We start from the raw sequence: 16,413 nt of genomic DNA on the forward strand, positions 1-16,413 counted from the left end.
ACGATAGTACGCGGCCCTGAGACACCGCGACGATCAAACCAGTCAAGAGCTAACAACCCTGCTGCGTGCAGGACAGTCCATTGGAATGCGAGTATTTGGAGATACCATGGCATCTCCGTCGAGGAGCCGGGATCGAGAGCCAAGGCTCCGCATCGAAAGTTCGCTGCTTCTACCGCCAATGCAGCAAGCAAAATGAACGCTGCCTGCCACTTTTTCCCAAGCCGTGAAGCGGCTATGCTCATGCAACAAATCTAGCACTTAAGTTTCTGGCAACATCAGACATACGCTGGGGAACGTGACTTAGCTGCTGCCAACGAATACCTATAGAAATATCTGCCAGCGGTCTGTGGCAAAAGTTGCGATGCTTTAGCACTATTCGGGGTCACTACACCGGTTAACGTGGGGCTGGATGCGTCACCTGAATGCGGTAGCCCACCGGCGGATAGAAAAGTCTCAGATCAGGCTCCACGCGGTGAATGTCCGACAGCATTATGCTGTCGTTGCTGTCACACAGACAAATGACTTCCTTCAGGTCAGGCGAATGCCAATTTTTACCTACGGTCGTTATTGGCTTTCCGGGCTGATTTGTGTAGGTGGTCGTCACACGTTGCCGTTCTACCGTATTCCGTCGATGTGGAGGGGCGGCAGCCGTTCGACCAGAGTGTCCGAATCGCCTTGCTTTGTTTCTCCTAGAGGTATTTGCTCCATGATCTTCGCCATCGTCAATCCCTCGGCGTACTTCAAGGTTTGTGGAGCGCAGGTTACATTTGCCACGTGCGAGACGTTGTCTGGCGGATCGGGCCGAGCCTCGCTCCAGTTGAAATTGCAATGCGAGACCGGATCGGAAACCAAAACGGTATAGATACCCACGGAGGAACCGTCTGACAAGCCCATACTGCCGCTCCTGAACTCGGACCGCGTGCGGCCAAGGCTATCCCGTAGCTGCGGGCTGCGCGTGACGGTTTCGATAACTTCGCCGTTAGCCAATTTTGACCTGCTGGTCTCAACGGAGACAGCAGTATACGGAAGTCCAGTGATCGGCCCAGGAGACTCATTTTTCTCGCCACCTTGATCGGCGGGGTACCAGCGTGCCGGAAACTTATCCGAAGGGTCGGGTGCTCTGTGCACATAATCATGCGGATCAAGAGAGTGGAAGTCTTGTGCTGCGGAGGTCCCTAGCGCAGCCGTAGTCAGCACACCTGGAACATCAGCCCGACCTACGATAAGAAGCGGCTCTCTATGCGGCTTGGCCTCTCGTATAACGCCGCGAACATCTTCGCGTACAACTATAGCGACGGCAACGCCGGCCCGCTCGTCTTCAACCACAAGGGAGTTGTTCAACCCACCGGCGATACGGCGAGTGGCGGTGGGATTACCGGCCCCAATGGGGATCAATACCTTTACGCCCACCTCCAGACCGACCTGCAAGGAAGCTACCGTCTGGGTAAAGGTTTCACCGCAGTAGTCTATGGACTCAACCTGAACAATGAAGTCTTTGGCTTCTATCAGGGCAATACAGACTCGCCGATTCAGCGCGAGTTCTACAAGCCCACCTTTGGCGGCGGACTGCGCTGGTCGCCAACGCACGAGCACTAAACGCGAGGGTTTAAAGAAGCGCCGTATACGTAACAGTCACTTTAAGGCTGCCTGTACCTGTGGTGGTGATGGGCCGCTGTGACTGTCGCAATCTGATGCCTTATTAGAGATTGCCTATTGAAGTCGGTGCTCGCTTCCAGAATGAGCTTCGGAGCGCCATTCCTCGTGCCGTCAGTGGATAAAGATGATCTCGTTTGACCGAGTCTCTATCGCAGTCAACCACTGCCAATCAACTTTGACAGGCGGGCGAAATTGCTAAAACCAGGTTTTTTTCGAGTATTGGAAGTACCTAATTCTAAATGCGGTAAATAGCGTTTTGCGCTCCGCACGGATGCGTTGTACCTGAATTGGAACAAGTACCAGGAGACCTAGAAGAAGCCATGACTTATCAAGATAAATTACGAGACTTGCCAGACTCACACCGCGAAACAAGTAAATTGGGTTTTGTATTCTTGAATAAAGGCCATCGGTAACTAGCTGCCGTGCCTCTGTCATTGGGGTAAAGCTCGAGCCGAGTTGCCAGCGCGCTATAGTCCAAAGGATTTGCGAGCAGGTCCATAGTGTGAGCGCAACCCATCGTAGTGGAGTCCACGGCAACTGCACGTTCCAAGCCGCTACAGCGACTGCCGCAATTGTGACCAGGATGACGGTGCGACGTTTAGAACGTCGCTTTCTTAGTTGCTTGCGCTTGTCATCGAAAGCATCATCCTCACTTTGAGCGTTCACCAGCGCTGAGGATGCCTCGGCGTCGGACATCATTGCTTCAGTAGGCACTTCTTCCCAGTGCTCTCCACAGTGCTCACAGAACCAGCAATTCCCTTCCCGCAACGCTTCCAGACTCATGGAATCAGTTCCACACGATCGACACGTTGGCGCGACGACCCTGCTGGATTCAAATTCAGCTACGATCCGTTGTGCATGTTCTGCTGAGATACCCTCCGCGATCAGTTTCGCGGCATGTTCGGCGTTGTCGAGCCCCACCGTGACTTGGAGCCGATGGGATGCCCTCTCCCTTGAACCGGCACTAGACTGGTTGCGATGTCCACACTAGCTTTATCGGCTCCGCCTCGTATCGCCAGCAGGACACCGCCGCTGTGGTCAATGCGGTTGGACCGAACGGTCCCATCGTACAGAACGTCCTTACCCCAAACCGCAACTCGCAGTACTCCATCCGGGTCACCAATGACCTGTCGCCGACGCATCAACTTTCCCTCGCCTATAACTTCGAGCACAGCAGCAGCGCCAACGCCGGCGTGGGCGGAATCGTTCTGCCGGAGGCAGGCTTTAATCTGCAATCGCGCGAGGATGACTTCATCATCAACGATCGCATCATCGTCTCACCGAACCTTATAAACCAGCTTCAGATTACGTTTGAAAAAGATGAAGACCTCACGCGCAGCGTAAGCAGTGCGCCGTCCATCCAGGTGAGCGGCTCTTTTATCGGCGGGGGCGTGCAGGCCGCTACGAGTGGCAAACCTTTCTGCCGGACGATAACAACTTCGCGCCACGCATTTCGCTTGCTTATGCGCCGGGCAAAAGCACGACGGTCGTCCGTGCGGGTGCCGGCATCTTCTATGATCGAACCGGCGGTGATTTTCCGGGCACCGTAAAGGTCCATGATGGTGTCGTACTCCATTCGGTGCAGATTCAGAATCCCACCTTCCCTCTCGCGCAGGGCGTCAGCTACAGCGCTCTTCCAACCAACCTGGTGCGGTTCGATCCCCACGTGCGAACCCCTTACGCCATGCAGTACAGCTTCGGTGTGGAACGGCAACTGAGTCACTCCGTGACCGTCACGGCCGCATATCGCGGCCAGGTGCAGGCGAAGAGCTTTCGCTCGCGCGATGCGAATGCACCGATACTTCCAACGAATCCTGACCTTGCGGCGACTTACTCGCGGCCGGACTCAAGCTACGGCGAGATTCAGCAGATCGAATCGGGCGGGCGCACGCTTCTCAACGCCTTCGATCTCTCGTATCGGGGCCGCGCGGGACGCTGGTTTTCCGGACAGGCGCAATACACGTTCTCTCGCTTCGCCGGCAATACCGGCGGCATCAATGCATTCCCCCAGAACCAATATTTACCGAATGATGAGTGGGGCCGGGCCGACCAGGACCGGCGTCAACGCTTCAACCTGATTGGCAACATCAACCCGGACCACTGGCTATCTCTCGGGGTCAATGCCACACTGTATTCAGGGCTGCCCTTCACGGCGACGACCGGCGACGATTTCTTCCACACAGGACTCGGCAACGCGCGACCAGCGGGGATAGGCCGGAACACATTTCAAGGAGGAGGTGTCGCTTCGCTCGACCTGATCTACAATCACGACTTCTTCCTGAGCAAGGAGAAAGGCGACAACGCCAGATTTCTGTCCGCGGGCGTCTCGGGATTCAACGTACTCAACCGCACGAACTATACCAGCTATATCGGCACACTCAGCTCGTCGTGCTTCGGTGAACCCACCGCCGCTCTGGCTACCCGGCAGATCCAGTTCTCTCTGGGCTACAGGTTCTAAGGCTGCTTCTGTTATTCAGGGCGGGGGGGGATTCTTGCAGATCGATGCCGTCACTTCGCAAAGCAAATCGTCTACAAGACACATTGTCTACAAGACATCTCGCCTACCAGACACACAGGGGAACTCACGAGTGGAACACTTTCGTCCTTGGTTGCGAAAGACGCTGTTGATTGCTTCATTGGTGCAGTTTTCGTTCGCACAGGCTGTTACTCCTGCTCCAGAGGCCGCAGGATCTTCACCGACGTACCTGCTGCACCAGAATGTTGAAGAGGTGCTGCTCTACTGCACGGTGCTTGACCATCAGGGCAACCTTGTCACCGACCTCGAGCGCTCCGCATTCAAGGTGGCCGAAGACAAGGCGTCTGTCGCCATCACCCACTTCGACCACAGGGATGTCCCGGTCTCACTCGCGCTGGTTCTCGACGGCTCGGGTTCCATGAAGGAGAAGCGTTCGGCTGTGCAGGCGGCTGCCGTCGATCTCATCAAGGCGTCGAACCCCGACGACGAGACCTCCGTGACGAACTTCGCCGACACAAGCTACCTCGACCAGGACTTCACAAGCGATCTACCTCGATTGCAGTCGGCTTTAGGGCAGAGCAAAACGGTCTCCGGTGGAACCGCGTTGTTCGATACCGTCATCTCGGCGGCAAACCACCTGGCCGAAGCCTCACACCGGAACAAAGAGGTCATCGTGGTGGTGACGGACGGACGGGACAACGCTTCTGCCGCCGACCTTTCCTCCGCGATCCGTCGTGTGCAGACTGCGAACGGCCCGGTCATCTACAGCATCGGCCTGCTGTACGACCTGCCGGGCTCGGACGCACGGCGGGCGCGTCATGATCTGCAGGCCCTTTCGGACGAGACCGGCGGCATCGCCTTCTTTCCTGCCTCGGTGCAGGAGGTCGACAGGATCGCCGCCGAGGTCTCAAAGGATATTCGCAACCAATACACCATCGGCTACCGGCCTCCGTCCAACACATCGAGTGATGGATATCGGACGATCGCCGTGCAGGCGGCTTCCTCAAGCCACCGCGACCTGGTCGTCCGGACACGTAAGGGATACCTTCGCACAAAGGCTTCCACCTCCAACAACTAGCTCCAGTCAGCAAGTGTGTCAGTATCGAGAACAACCAGAGTTGTCAGGTCAAGGAGCTTATGCAGAGATCGTACGGAGCTATTTTCGCGGGCGGCATCTTCACAGTCGCGGCTTGCTCCATGCCGGCGCAGCAGGCGACACTGCCACCCGGCACCGCACTGCGCATCGAATTGGACCATAGTCTTCGGAGCCATAGGGGAGCGTCTGTCCGAGGGCATCTTACCGAACCGCTCTACCTTGTGGATCACCAGCTCATTCCCGCTAATTCGCTTGTGTCTGGAAAGATTGGCGGCACGCATCCCGGCTCCCGGCAGGAGCATGTACAACGCCTGCTCGCCGCTGATTTTACGCCGCCCAGGGTGCCGGACATCGTCTTCAGCTCCATTACGGTGCCTGCACAGGGCAGCGTGGCGGCTTACACCATCCCGATCGATGCGCCGGCCGTGCGGACCGATGCGAGCGTGCTTACACTCGGCACGAAGACTAAGAAGCAATCCATCAAGGAGCGGATCGGCGCGGCGTTCCGCAAGAGCAAGCAGGATGTCAGCGAGGGTGTGAAGGATCGCCATTACAGTGAAATTGTTGAAAAGTGGGCAATCGGCCAGTTGCCGTATCACCCAGAAATCCTCTGGAGAAAGACGAGGTACAACGCCGACCTTGCGACGCCGGCGATCGCACAAGATACCTCACAACCTGAGCTGCCGCTTGAGGACCTTCACGGACGCCTGCCACAGGGTGCGCTGCACGCTCGTCTCACCTCGCCGCTCACCTCGGAGACGGCACGGCGCGACGACCCGGTCGAAGCCATCATCACCAGGCCGCTGCTCTCGGCTGACGGCTCCCGGCTATTGGTGCCGGAAGGAACGCATCTGCACGGCAAGGTCGTGCAGACCAAGGCCGCGCGCCGCTTCGGGCACAATGGCGACCTGCGCTTCGCCTTTCGCAACCTTGATCTTCCGACAGCAGACGGACCTACGCAACTTACCGAGATTCACGGCCGGCTCTCCGCAGCCGAGACGGCTCCCGGCCAGCATGTCACCATCGACGAGGAAGGTGAGGTCAAAGCAAGCGATGGCCCCGCCAAGTACGCTGAACCGCTGCTCCTGGGTGTCCTTGCAGCCGCAGCCGGGCCGGACGATGAGCATCCAGGCACACCCCGTCCAGGCGCCGCAACCGTCTCTTCCAACGGCTTCGGTCTGATCGCCCGCGTTGTCTCGCTCAGTACGAGAAACACCAGCGTCATTCAAGGCTTTGCCTACTACTCCCTCGCCAAGTCTGTTTATTTTCACTTTATCGCCAAAGGGCATGACACGACCTTTCCGCACGATACCGAGATTGAGGTGACGCTGTCGGAACGATGAGGATTTGCGTCTTTTACGAGTGCTGGAAGAGCCATTCGAGATCAGGAATCTTCTCAGAGACCTCTTTGCGGAGAGCTTCCGCCTGACGAGCGGCGTCTGCTTCGCTTGTGGCTGAGGTCGCTGGAATCTCCATCACGAGAATGCCAATCGGGCGGCTCTTCGTATCGAACATCAGCATCTTCATGTTGTAGAAAGCGCCGTCCGTATTGAGCGGGCCGTAGGTCTTGCCATCTTTAGTAGCCGCGAAGTCGCCGATGGAGGTATGGATGCCGATTCTGCTTGCGTTCCCATTCGCAATGAGAATCATCTCCTTCTGACGCGGCGGGATGACGTGAAGTCCTATCCTGGGGTCCCGGCAGAATTCGGAGATAGGGCACGATAATCTCGGCAGGCTCATTGAGAACAAAGGGTTTAGCTCAGCACTGGTACTTTACATCAAGGCTCGCGTGACGTGACTGTATGTTGTTGATTTCATTGGCAGACTCTGCCACTAACGTGCTTTACTTTCCGAATTCTGACGGGCCCCCTGCTTAGCGTACATAAATTACCCTTTCTTGAACTGTCCCCTATGTACGAAAGCCGCAACTCAAATATGTTCCGGGAGACGATAGGCCTTTGACGCACGATGCTTACAGGGCATCCACGTCCAATACCGTCCAGGTACCGGCACCTTCGGCAACCAAGACACTGGTCACCAAGAAGGGGGCCGTCAACTAAGCTGATCACAAACAGCACTAACTAACCGGCCCAACAACAAAGCTCCTCCCATCGAAAACAGTCTGTGGGAGGAGCCTTGCATCTAAAGAGAGATAAAGCGGTGCGACGAACGGTGTCCTCTGAGGTTGAAACGATGAGCAGAAGAATGGATGAAGCCCTCGTTCTGCGAGTGCAAGAACATCTTCACCGTAAGCTGGCAGAAGAGTTTCCTGGGACGATCAATGTTGCTGCGCTCTTCCTGGAATGTCCTGTAGGGATCGAACTCTGGATGGAACACTGCACACGGAAACCCAATGCTTCTCTTCTCGCACCCCTCAGTGCCGAAGACGATCCGGACGCCCATGGGGACTCGGTCAAGTTTTGGAACCATGTCAATGAGTGTGCGGAGTGCAACCCGGTATAGCCACATGTTGCCTTTCGACAACGATGGACACCCTTACTGCACCGTTATTTAGTATTGATGGCGGCTAGTCCCAGCACTGTATGAATCTGCTGGTAAGCGTTTCGATTGTCTCTCATGGCGCCTCTGGATACATCGCAGGGAATGTGCTGGTTCTGCAACTTTTTCGCGAAGTAGACATGCCGATGTCCATTCGAACAACGGAACACGCCATAAGAAGGAATGCTGCTCATCGATCCGAATTCAGGATCTCCATGTTTACCGAAGACATAGGTCGTCTGGCAGGTTCTGCATCGAATTCCCCAACATGGACAATCTGAATGGAGCAAACAGCACGGATAGGAGAACTCGATCGGAGAAGCAACAGCCATTTCACTTGGATGCAATTCGATGTCTCGTAGGCAGCGTTTGAAGACAACACGTTCCTCTGCTTTGCCGTGCCCAGAAGGATTGCTCTTGATCTTAAGAACTGAAGCTGATCCACGAATACATGGGTGTGCGGAGTTGGCAGAGAGTCAAACCAGGCACTGCAATTGTTCTCACCGCACGAAGCCTTTCGATTCGAAAGCGAAGGGGAACAAAGACTTCTCTTGGTTAGGCTACTGCTTCTATGAGCGGTGTCGGGTGCGGAAGTGGCTGCTACAGTTGGCGCAGCGATACGGCCAATACCCGGCAAGGTTCCAGAATCGATCGATGCCATGACGGTGCACGCGGACTGCGCTCTGGTTTTTACACTTTGGACAAATCACGGGTTCGCGATCCACAATCTTCGATGATTTCCGCATAGGCGATAGTAGCAGCGTTGCTGCAGTGAAATCCGTTCTGCTTACCTGCTCTCGTCCCCCTTTACTTCGTCCGCCGAGACGGCGCTTTGCTCAATACGACCGAAGTTGCCGAAAGACTCTGCGGGAAAGAGATACCGGCGACGTGCTTGAGCGGGCCTGCTACACCAAATTGCGCTAAATGATGGTCAATGTGTTTTGTACTGAATCGCCCATTGATGCGGTTTGAGCGGCTCAAAGAAAGGATGTCGCGAGAAGCTCTTTCAATGCCTCTGGTGTGAATGTGCTGGCAGCGAGTACCACCTCCACTTCGTGAGGTCCTTCAGCCTCCGCGCCGCTTCTAGTGGGCGATAGACATCGATAAGAAAAAACGAAAGTCGGCAAGAGCATACAGAAACGGGCTACTGGATTTGGAATAACTTTAGTATGAAGCCGATTGCGAATTGGATAGGCTCATCCCTCTCATGGCTGACTCTCAACCTCTTTTGGAAAGGCTTGACTCATTAGAAACGACTTCCGCGCAATTCGTTGGTTTATGGCATGCCAGCTTTAACGTTGTTTCTGCGCTACAGCGGCTTTTCTCAATGCAAATCCGCTTGAGGACGGACGCACTGCCAGGTAGACGAAAGCAGCCACGATGATCGCCAGCATGAAGAAGAATAGGAAAGGGTTACAGCGAATGCTGTGTGTCCCTGAAGGACTCTTCTTGAGGATCGGCTTACCTGGTTGCATCATCATCAGATGCGAGGGTGCTTTATTGGGTTTTCGAGGCAAATGACCGAATTGTTGAGGTGTCCAGTACGCAGTGCCTAGCGTTGCGTTTGTGAGCAAGAACTTCAATGTCGTCTTCGGAGTCTTTGACGATCTCGGCTTAATCTAAGGTTTTATGCAGAAGAGAGGCTGAATACAGCGCATTGGCCATCGTCGAACGTCATGATCACGTCGCCATTGAGTCTCTCCGCCGATAGCAGGCGCGGCACTGATGGAATCTTTATGCATCCATGCTCGTTGAAGTGCTTGGGGTTCGTCAGTACGCATAGAAGCGCTTGGTCTACACGATGTTTTTGGAGTGAATTTGATTCCGTCGCAGAGTGTTTCAGCTTGTCGTAATCGGCTTCGTCTATCTGACGTTCTGGATGAGAGGTCGTTACTCTAGCGCAGAATGAGACGGCACCGGCAAGCGGTCTGAATTTGATTGTGGCTGCGATCACGCACTGGAATACCGTCTATCTCGAACGCGCGGCAGAGCAGATGGCCGAATCGCGGCAGTTCGATTTTGCGTTGCTCCGCACGAGCTATCTTTCATCGCTACGAACTGTCATAAAAGTTCTTGCTTTCCGCAGGGTGAGCGAGGAGAAGCGGCCTAGCTGAAGGAACCGCGGAAAATGCCTTGGGGTGGGCACAGGGAATTCGGCGCCAACGAGCCACTGTGTCTCTGGCGAGGATGCGAGCACGCGGGTAATGAGCAGCGACCCCGTATATGTCAAGACCAATACCAAAATCCAAAGAAACACCCCTTCCTCCCCCTGATTCATATGGAGTCGCGCTGTGAGGAAAGGCGGAATCCTGCGACAAGCTTTACAACATAGGTCCATGACAATGCTGTGTGTTAGGTACAGGCCGAACGTATCGCGGCGCACGTTCACAAAGCGTGGCCAGCTCGCGGTGGGGATCTTCATCAAGAAAAGAACGACCATGATGGAGTAGATTTGATTGGTGAATCGGAGTGTGTTGCTGGGATCGACGGAATGTAGATGTACGAGCAACAGTGTTTCCGCGTAGGCCATTGTCAGGCTTACAAGCGTCAGCGCAACCATCGTGTTGAGTGAGATTTCGCTTATCCATTGGGTCATTTTGACGATGTGCTTTGAAGCGAACGAGCCTAGCCACAGATCAAAGACGAACCCGAACAGAGCTTCGAGATGCGAGCTAGGTATCCACAGTCTGTAGATGTTCACTACATAAAACAGGTGAACGGCCAAAAGAACCAATCCAAGACGGATATCGTACAGGTATCGACGCAATGCAAGCAGAACAAGAAGTGCAAGCAGCAGATTTGGAACGAACCAGAATGATGTCGAAAGCAGGCAATCCCTCAATCGACCAAATAGGACAGGTAGCAGGTTGTGCAGGCTTAGTACAAATCGATGGTGAAGGAGATCAAGGCTTATTGTGTAGGTAATGAATACCGTCACCCAGATGAGCCATGGAAGAAAAACCTTCTTGACGCGTCGACCGAAATAGTGGGTTCGGCGGCTTGTTTGAAGACGCTCCCCAAGGAGGAAGCCGGAGATGAGAAAGAATCCAACAGTTCCGAACTTCAATGGAACTTTCAGTGCATCTTTCCATGAAGAAGGCGCATTGACAAGATCAAATGCGCCGGTGGCATGTATTGCGATGATCGCAAGCATAGACCAGAAGCGAACGTTATCAACAAAAACATGCCATCCCACTTGAGCAGTTCGAGACGAAACAAGCAATGGCTCCGCACGCATCTTGCGCATGGTGTCGAAGTCTTTCACGGGTGTTTCGAGGATCGATTCTGTTACCTGTGAGTTCGGGTTATCCATCTGCGCGTCTGGGCAAGAGGTCAGGTCTTCTGCAAGTTGAGTCCAAAATAGAAACCTCTTCGTTCTCGCAACTCTCGATCGAATTCCTTCTCAGGCTTCGTGGCTCTCTGAAACAACTTTATGAGACCACTTCTCAAAACCACTCAGAATAAACAGTTCTTTTTACGTCCAAACGCGCGGATCAAGGCTCCGATAAACCTTTGAGGTTGGTTACTGTTATACGACAACTTGCCTTCGTGGTGTAGTACTTGTCAACAGAAACGTAAGATACACCTGTTTACCTTGCAGTTTGTTTTACTCGCTGGGCGACTTGATAGTAAAGCTTAGGTCTTCGGCCTTGTGTACTCTCCATGACCTTTCGCAAGGCTGATCGCAGAGCTCGCGACCCACGGCGGTTCGGAATTTGCACTCTGGCAAAGACTGCTGCCCCACAAGCCTTCGGCGATTTCCGGGAGCGTGCTTTGGGGTTCAACAATAAGCAACAAGCCTAGAATTAACACCCGGCATGAACAGAGCCGCATATTCACCTCACCATCTACACCTAAATACTCACAAATGTTGTTTTCGCCGGGTTACCTTACTCAGTTCGTTCCTTTATCCATGGTTTGAGGAATGCTAGCGGAACATTCGAATTCACGATTACCATGCTGGAGGTCCTTTCGCATGAGGAGCGGCACTGTTTTATCACCTTCATCTTGGAGGTGGTACTCGACACCTATCGAAAACGGTCTTTTTGGGAAACTACGAAATCGACGTTGCCGATAACACCGACTTTTACGGAATATCGGGTATCGTCTCTCTATGTATGCTGCTCACGAGGGCTCAATGCGACGGTCAATATTATTAACGAGTGCTGCCGTTGTCTTGGTGAGCATGGCATTAGCTTGGAAGGTATTTGTCGTTCTTGGCTGGAGAGCTACCCACCCAAACCGGATCACGTATCCATTCAGTGCTTCATTTGCTTTTCCATGGATGGTCGTTTCGCAGTCAGAGAATGGAGTCAAAGTGGAGAGATTCACTCACCTATTTCCCACATTTCGAACTTCGTACTCCGAGGTAGTTCTCCAGAATGAGCCGCCTAAACTCGCTGCCCAGCCGGACGACTTATGGTTGGCTGAGCGGTCGGCAATGTTTAGGCAGAAGGCACTTGCTCGTCGTTATCGCAACGGGTCAATCCTATGTGCCGAGTGGCAGATGGGTCGATCGCAGGCCGACTATTGCCGTTCTCGGGGAGGCACCGCTACTTACGCGGGCACGGGAGCTGACTTCATGAACGCGATAGATGTTCTTGCCGACCTTTCTTCCGAGGAGACAGTCGTTCGCTAATGGGGTAAGGACGTCGAGCTTGGACAGAGGATAGTTCCAATCGAAGCAGGTATGAGAGACGGGATTATGGCCAACCTGAGCCCAATCCGCCGTTCTGAATGGCCGACGTTGCCGATAACACCGCCAAGACTTTGCGGAACTTACCTACAATCAGGGAGCCGCATTCTCTCCGTGTGCCAAGCCCTTACTCTCGGGCCTGTTGCTCCGTTGGAAACAGAAAGCTCACCGCGGGGCCGAATCTCTCGCTCCAATACTTCGGTTGATGTTGGCCGCCCGGTTGCACGGTCAGTCTCACGTCCGGATGGTTCATCAGACTTTTCTGAAAATTGTTAGCCAGCGTCTGGCTCATTGTGACAAAGGCACCATCGAATCTAGGAAATCCATGTGCGGCAGCTTCCGCCGGCGGAACCTCCGCCGTTCCGACTCCTATGGATATCCGTATTGGCCCTTGCACCACCTGAGATGTCTCCTGCAGGATTCTGCCATTCCCATTTTGGAGTGACGTGCTCTCCAGCAGGCCCAAGCCAAATGTATCCGGTTGATCGAGCAGCAGAGTCAGCGCGGCGAGGGACGCCAGAGAAGCGCCGCCGACTCCACGGTGTGCTCGATCCGCTGTCGTCCGATACTTCCCATCGATCAGCGGAAGAACTTCAGTCGTCATGAAGGCAGACAGCTTTTGTGGTGCGTTCGATACCTCGCCGTATCGGGAATACTCGTCTTCGCGCACACCAGGCCCAGCATTATCAATACCAACAACGATCAAGGGCGCGAGTGTTCTCTTAAGGATGAGGTCTGTCACGATCTCGTCAACGTGCCATTCATCTGGAAACGGTTGCGAGGTGCAGCGATCGAAGAGGAACTGCCCGTCGAAGAGGTAGAGCACCGGATAGCGCTTTGATGCCAGAGCCGAGTCGGAGTAGCCGGGCGGCAGCCACACACGAAGAAAACGCTTCTTGCCGTAGACTCTGCTCTCGAGTGGAATCGTCTCAAGATGACCGGTAACCGTGCTCTTGCAGGCCTGGGCCGGGACTTGCGATTCCAACTTGGCATCGAGCATTAATCCGCAAGTCAGCAGGACCAACGCCGCGCGAAGAATCATAGAACCTCTCCTGCAATCGCCGATACGATCGCTATGGCTGCGCGATGATTATCCAACGCTCAGTAGATGAAGTTCAAACTCCGTTGAGGATGACCCATCGCAAACATTCAATCCGCATCCCTGAAACTGGCGTTTTCGGCAACACCCCCTACAACCGGAGTTGTCGGCGTTGAAGTCACTTTGAGCGAGCTCAACGCAATTTAGATCATTCTTACTTTGATTTTGCCCGTTCACCCAACACCCATGAGGAAGACAACCGCGAAGTTCACCAAGACGGCGGAAGCCTGAACAGAAAGAACTTTGACAGCCTGACCGGGTAATCGACGCAACCACTTGAACGCGAAGAACGCGATGACCGGAAGCTGGCCCGCTATTAGGATTTGCCAGATATGCGCTGTAGGTCCTTCGTCCTTGGCACGAAAATCTCCAAAAACCCATGGCCCTAACGCCATTGTCGCTAATGCAAGAAGAGACATGGTCAACGGCAGGAACGCGCTGGGCTGCTTCGAAAGTGCGCTAAACGTCTGTGGTGATTTGGTCATGTCTGCTCCGAAAGTGGGTGAAATAAGCTCTGAAAAGGCGGAACGCACCAAGTCGGCTGATGTTCGAAGGCCCGCCGGCCGCAAGTAAAGGAACTCTTCAAACTCTTCTCCATAACGGGTGCGCCAACGCCGAGGATAGAGACGCAAATGCAAGCGCGCCAAAATGCGGTTCATCTCACCTCCAGCCTGCTCAACCCCACCTGCGCAAGCTGTTTCATCGCAGAAAGGCGAGCACGGAGTACGCTACGACCTTGGGTCGTAATGCGATAGGGTTGGCGCCGCTCTTCCGGTGGAAGGGGTTCAATCCAGCCCTCCTGCTCCAGCCGGCTGATCGCTCCATATAGAGTTCCTGGTCCCAATCGCGTTCCACAGAGGCGCGCAACGTCCTCGATCATGGCATGACCGTGCTTTGGACCACTGGCTAGGCTCGCAAGTACGAGCAAAGGAGGATCGGAATATTGGCCAAGATCCTTTGTGTGGTTAGGCATCATCGTGCTCCGACTACTACGTGTTGCGTAGTAGTATTGCACGGCCGCTGCGATGGGCCAAGTTGATTTTGCAAAAAAACGCACATCCATACGCCCGAAGCTTTTGCAAAGGCCGAGTAAAGTGGTCAGCCAGTTAGCCGAATCGACTTTGCACTCTCTGAAACCACCGTCTCAGCAAGGTACACTCGCTGTGAACACAGCGGAGGTTCTATGAAGCGAGTCACTGATATCGGCGGCATCTTTTTCAAGGCAAAGGATGCACCTGCGCTGCAGGCCTGGTACAAGCGTCATCTTGGCATCGATGTTCAGACGTGGGGCGGTGCAGCATTCGACTGGACCGACTCGGATGGCAAGCCTACGGGTGGAACGACCGCCTGGTCTGTTGCTCCGGAAGAAAGCGCCCAGTTTGCTCCAAGCAAAGCCTCATTCATGGTCAACTATCGCGTTGAAGACCTTCACGCTCTCATCGAGGCTCTCAAAGCGGAGGGCTGCAACGTCCTCGACAAGATCGACGACTCTGAGTACGGGAAGTTTGGTTGGGTCATCGATCCTGAAGGAAACAAGGTCGAGTTATGCCAACCACCCGCTGGTCAATGAAGCGAGTAGGTCATATGATGAAGTCGCCTCCACCGCAAACTTACATACGATAAAGGACGTTGTTCTGAGAATAGATAGCTCCTACTCGACCGCAAAGGTGTTGTATCCGAGTTTCTTCAAGCAGCGTATGTGGTGCTGGGCGCGTTCGACATCCCTGTCGTTCGGAGTTATCAAAGGTTCTTCTCGGTAGGGCATCTTCGCTGAGAGAACTGCGTGGATTGTCTTAAGCAGCGTGTGCCCGAGCGCCACGATGGCGCGTTTGTTTCCGCAGCGCGATCTCAGTGCGTGGTAACGCGACTGCAGCCGTGAACCCTTTCGGTTGGTGGCTGCCCATGCGCTTTGCGTCAGCGTTGTTTTCAGCCAGACGTTTCCCCGGTTCGTACGAACGCTCTTCTTGACGCCAGCACTTTCGTGGTTCGCCGGGCACAGGCCAGCCCATGAACTGAGTTGCGCTACTGTTGGGAACTGTTCCATGTCCGCTCCTATCTCGGCCAGGATGCTGGCGGCGGATTCTTCCTTGATGCCCGGAATGCTCTGGAGCAGATGGAACGCTTCGGCAAGTGCCGAGTCCGTCAAGTGCCGTCGGATCTCGGTGTTGAGCGCTTCTACCTGTTCATCAAGGAACTCGAGATGACGAAGAGCATGCCGGATGAGAAAGCGCTGATGGTCGCTCAACCGATGATCGGCAACGGAAGCCGTAATTTGTGGGATCTTTTCTCGGGCCTTCTTCTTGGCCAAATCAGCGATCTGCTCTGCGGTCATCCGGCCGTCGAGAAGCGCTGCGAGCATCAACTTGCCCGACACACAGAAGACGTCTGACAACACGTCACCGAGCTTGATGTTCGCATCTTCAAGCACCTTCTGAACCCGGTTCCGTTCCCTCGAGTTCTCCCCGATGAGCTGCCTGCGACGACGCGTGAGGTCTCGTAGTTCACGAAACGCCAACGGAGGGATGAAGCTTGGCCGGATCATGCCGTGGCGAAGAAGATGAGCCAGCCAGCGGCTATCGTTTGGATCGGTCTTGTGTCCGCGCCTGTTCTGCACGTCCACAGCGTTCGCCAGGATCACACGGACGTGCGCCTCAAGCAGGTTGAAGACCGGCTTCCAGTAGCTGCCGGTGCTCTCCATCACGGCATGAGTGCAACCTTCGGCGACCAGCCATTCGGCGAGCCGTTGAAGCTCGCTCACAATCGTGCCGAACTTCTTGATCTGCGTGTGGGGTTCGTCTCTTGCGCCACCGGTCATGACGCAGACCACGACGAACTTCTTGCCGACATCGATGCCGGCACATCGCTCTAGAATCGTTTCGATCATCTGCTCC

The 16,413-nt window shown here is 54.6% G+C and carries 15 protein-coding genes; 7 read left to right on the plus strand and 8 right to left on the minus strand.

Annotated elements, in window-relative coordinates:
* Window positions 1–615: 615 nt before the first annotated feature.
* Window positions 616–987 (minus strand): hypothetical protein, encoded by a 372-nt coding sequence (locus OHL20_RS24410; protein WP_263385917.1) that lies wholly within the window; start codon window positions 985–987, stop codon window positions 616–618.
* Between the two features lie 252 nt (window positions 988–1,239).
* On the opposite strand from OHL20_RS24410, the gene OHL20_RS24415 reads away from it, so the two are divergent.
* Window positions 1,240–1,596, plus strand: a complete 357-nt coding sequence (locus OHL20_RS24415; RefSeq protein ID WP_263385918.1) for a hypothetical protein — start codon at window positions 1,240–1,242, stop codon at window positions 1,594–1,596.
* Between the two features lie 255 nt (window positions 1,597–1,851).
* Here OHL20_RS24415 and OHL20_RS24420 read toward each other — a convergent pair whose 3' ends face one another.
* Entirely contained in the window at window positions 1,852–2,439 is a 588-nt protein-coding gene (locus tag OHL20_RS24420) for a methyltransferase family protein (RefSeq protein WP_263385919.1), read from the minus strand.
* Between the two features lie 251 nt (window positions 2,440–2,690).
* Here OHL20_RS24420 and OHL20_RS24425 point away from each other — a divergent pair, with 251 nt between their 5' ends.
* The 4 genes from OHL20_RS24425 to OHL20_RS24440 all read left to right on the plus strand — a co-directional run bounded on the left by OHL20_RS24425 (window position 2,691) and on the right by OHL20_RS24440 (window position 6,571).
* Complete coding sequence (locus tag OHL20_RS24425) at window positions 2,691–3,206, plus strand: hypothetical protein (RefSeq protein WP_263385920.1); 516 nt, start codon at window positions 2,691–2,693, stop codon at window positions 3,204–3,206.
* Entirely contained in the window at window positions 3,107–4,114 is a 1,008-nt protein-coding gene (locus OHL20_RS24430) for a hypothetical protein (protein ID WP_449555764.1), read from the plus strand. Before OHL20_RS24425 ends, OHL20_RS24430 begins: the two co-directional genes overlap by 100 nt.
* Window positions 4,115–4,244: 130 nt before the next feature.
* Complete coding sequence (locus tag OHL20_RS24435; protein WP_263385922.1) at window positions 4,245–5,210, plus strand: VWA domain-containing protein; 966 nt, start codon at window positions 4,245–4,247, stop codon at window positions 5,208–5,210.
* Between the two features lie 59 nt (window positions 5,211–5,269).
* Complete coding sequence (locus tag OHL20_RS24440; RefSeq protein ID WP_263385923.1) at window positions 5,270–6,571, plus strand: hypothetical protein; 1,302 nt, start codon at window positions 5,270–5,272, stop codon at window positions 6,569–6,571.
* Between the two features lie 13 nt (window positions 6,572–6,584).
* Here OHL20_RS24440 and OHL20_RS24445 read toward each other — a convergent pair whose 3' ends face one another.
* A complete protein-coding gene (locus tag OHL20_RS24445) occupies window positions 6,585–6,878 on the minus strand; it encodes a hypothetical protein (protein WP_263385924.1) in 294 nt (97 codons plus the stop codon).
* Window positions 6,879–7,433: 555 nt separating this feature from the next.
* Here OHL20_RS24445 and OHL20_RS24450 point away from each other — a divergent pair.
* Window positions 7,434–7,691: a hypothetical protein gene (locus OHL20_RS24450; protein ID WP_263385925.1), complete on the plus strand. Its 258-nt coding sequence runs from the start codon at window positions 7,434–7,436 to the stop codon at window positions 7,689–7,691.
* Between the two features lie 2,074 nt (window positions 7,692–9,765).
* Here the strand turns inward: OHL20_RS24450 and OHL20_RS24455 are convergent.
* The 4 genes from OHL20_RS24455 to OHL20_RS25420 all read right to left on the minus strand — a co-directional run bounded on the left by OHL20_RS24455 (window position 9,766) and on the right by OHL20_RS25420 (window position 14,585).
* Window positions 9,766–11,040 carry an acyltransferase family protein gene (locus OHL20_RS24455; protein WP_263385926.1) on the minus strand — a complete coding sequence of 425 codons (1,275 nt, stop codon included), beginning with the start codon at window positions 11,038–11,040 and terminating at the stop codon, window positions 9,766–9,768.
* A 1,510-nt stretch (window positions 11,041–12,550) separates the two neighbouring features.
* On the minus strand, window positions 12,551–13,465 hold the full coding sequence (locus OHL20_RS24460; RefSeq protein ID WP_263385927.1) for an alpha/beta hydrolase: 915 nt from the start codon (window positions 13,463–13,465) through the stop codon (window positions 12,551–12,553).
* Window positions 13,466–13,695: 230 nt separating this feature from the next.
* Window positions 13,696–14,181 (minus strand): hypothetical protein, encoded by a 486-nt coding sequence (locus tag OHL20_RS24465; protein WP_263385928.1) that lies wholly within the window; start codon window positions 14,179–14,181, stop codon window positions 13,696–13,698.
* The gene (locus OHL20_RS25420) at window positions 14,178–14,585 is read right to left on the minus strand and encodes a PadR family transcriptional regulator (protein WP_396272917.1); all 408 of its coding nucleotides are present in this window, start codon (window positions 14,583–14,585) and stop codon (window positions 14,178–14,180) included. The genes OHL20_RS24465 and OHL20_RS25420 overlap by 4 nt, the downstream gene beginning before the upstream one ends.
* A gap of 120 nt (window positions 14,586–14,705) precedes the next feature.
* Here OHL20_RS25420 and OHL20_RS24470 point away from each other — a divergent pair, with 120 nt between their 5' ends.
* Window positions 14,706–15,092 carry a VOC family protein gene (locus tag OHL20_RS24470; protein ID WP_263385929.1) on the plus strand — a complete coding sequence of 129 codons (387 nt, stop codon included), beginning with the start codon at window positions 14,706–14,708 and terminating at the stop codon, window positions 15,090–15,092.
* An 81-nt stretch (window positions 15,093–15,173) separates the two neighbouring features.
* Here the strand turns inward: OHL20_RS24470 and OHL20_RS24475 are convergent, their stop codons facing one another.
* The gene (locus OHL20_RS24475) at window positions 15,174–16,406 is read right to left on the minus strand and encodes an IS110 family RNA-guided transposase (RefSeq protein ID WP_263385930.1); all 1,233 of its coding nucleotides are present in this window, start codon (window positions 16,404–16,406) and stop codon (window positions 15,174–15,176) included.
* Between the last annotated feature and the right edge of the window lie 7 nt (window positions 16,407–16,413).

The organism is Granulicella arctica (assembly GCF_025685605.1).
In the GTDB taxonomy this organism is placed as follows: Bacteria; Acidobacteriota; Terriglobia; order Terriglobales; family Acidobacteriaceae; genus Edaphobacter; species Edaphobacter arcticus.

Bases quoted from the DNA above. Each gene is read 5' to 3' on its own strand.
- OHL20_RS24415 (WP_263385918.1), top strand. From the start codon at position 1,240: ATGCGGCTTGGCCTCTCGTATAACGCCGCGAACATCTTCGCGTACAAC.
- OHL20_RS24420 (WP_263385919.1), bottom strand. From the start codon at position 2,439: ATGAGTCTGGAAGCGTTGCGGGAAGGGAATTGCTGGTTCTGTGAGCAC.
- OHL20_RS24440 (WP_263385923.1), top strand. From the start codon at position 5,270: ATGCAGAGATCGTACGGAGCTATTTTCGCGGGCGGCATCTTCACAGTC.
- OHL20_RS24445 (WP_263385924.1), bottom strand. From the start codon at position 6,878: ATGATTCTCATTGCGAATGGGAACGCAAGCAGAATCGGCATCCATACC.
- OHL20_RS24450 (WP_263385925.1), top strand. From the start codon at position 7,434: ATGGATGAAGCCCTCGTTCTGCGAGTGCAAGAACATCTTCACCGTAAG.
- OHL20_RS24455 (WP_263385926.1), bottom strand. From the start codon at position 11,040: ATGGATAACCCGAACTCACAGGTAACAGAATCGATCCTCGAAACACCC.
- OHL20_RS24460 (WP_263385927.1), bottom strand. From the start codon at position 13,465: ATGATTCTTCGCGCGGCGTTGGTCCTGCTGACTTGCGGATTAATGCTC.
- OHL20_RS24465 (WP_263385928.1), bottom strand. From the start codon at position 14,181: ATGAACCGCATTTTGGCGCGCTTGCATTTGCGTCTCTATCCTCGGCGT.
- OHL20_RS25420 (WP_396272917.1), bottom strand. From the start codon at position 14,585: ATGGATGTGCGTTTTTTTGCAAAATCAACTTGGCCCATCGCAGCGGCC.
- OHL20_RS24470 (WP_263385929.1), top strand. From the start codon at position 14,706: ATGAAGCGAGTCACTGATATCGGCGGCATCTTTTTCAAGGCAAAGGAT.
- OHL20_RS24475 (WP_263385930.1), bottom strand. From the start codon at position 16,406: ATGATCGAAACGATTCTAGAGCGATGTGCCGGCATCGATGTCGGCAAG.